1 protein-coding gene is annotated in these 333 nt (G+C 52.0%); it reads left to right on the top strand.

All coding sequences use genetic code 11. The features are described 5' to 3' along the window. Positions 1 to 106 precede the first annotated feature (106 nt). The coding region (locus DK188_RS21395) for a hypothetical protein (RefSeq protein ID WP_157963345.1) at positions 107 to 333 on the top strand (227 nt) is incomplete at its 3' end.

A 333-nucleotide genomic window follows, 5' to 3' on the forward strand; every position in this document is an offset into this window, starting at 1 on the left:
GGCTTGCCTTCCTCAAACTCATGGATGAGTTGGGTCCGGTCTGGGAGCGCGGAGAGCTGATCGAGTTGCAGGTGGTATCAGTGGGAGTTCCCTATGCTTTGGACTCATGTCGGGTACCGTCCTACTCCTGAGCATCATGGGGGCGATGATTTCGCTCCTGCTCTCGGTGATAGCCTACTTTCTGAAATTCCTGGTTCAGGACTTCCGGAAGTTGCAGCTGGATTTTCTGGAGATCAAAGGCCGTCAGGAGAGTCTGCGGGCAGAGATTGACCGGATATCCATGGTGTTGCTTTTTCTCAAAAAGCAGCTTACAAAAAAGGTCAAGTGGGAACA

This window comes from Algoriphagus litoralis (assembly GCF_003259255.1).
GTDB lineage: Bacteria > Bacteroidota > Bacteroidia > Cytophagales > Cyclobacteriaceae > Algoriphagus > Algoriphagus litoralis.